Origin of the sequence: Halorubrum sp. SS7, from assembly GCF_005435055.1 — an archaeon.
Lineage (GTDB): Archaea > Halobacteriota > Halobacteria > Halobacteriales > Haloferacaceae > Halorubrum > Halorubrum salinarum.
This window is the reverse complement of the sequence record NZ_SGXV01000817.1, coordinates 1-209: the sequence shown is the minus strand read 5'-3', so window position 1 is coordinate 209 and position 209 is coordinate 1. Positions and strand designations below refer to the sequence as shown.

The 209-nt window shown below is 65.1% G+C and carries 1 pseudogene; it reads right to left on the bottom strand.

The features are described 5' to 3' along the window. A pseudogene (locus EXE44_RS20015) lies at positions 1-209 on the bottom strand (alkaline phosphatase family protein); the annotation flags it as partial.

The following is a 209-nucleotide window of genomic DNA, read 5'->3' as shown; positions in this document are numbered from 1 at the left end:
ACCGCGTCCAGCTCCCGGTAGTGTTCCAGGATCACCTCCTCGTCCCAGATCAGATGCTGGAGCCTGTCGGGCGCCGTGAAGATGAAGAAGAACAGTCGCCAGTCTTCCCGCTCCGTGAGCGACCGCAACAGCTCGCGGCGCGCCTCGAACAGCGACGCGAAGTCCGCGAGGAACTCGTCGCGCCGGTCCTCGCCGTACTTGTGCCACCT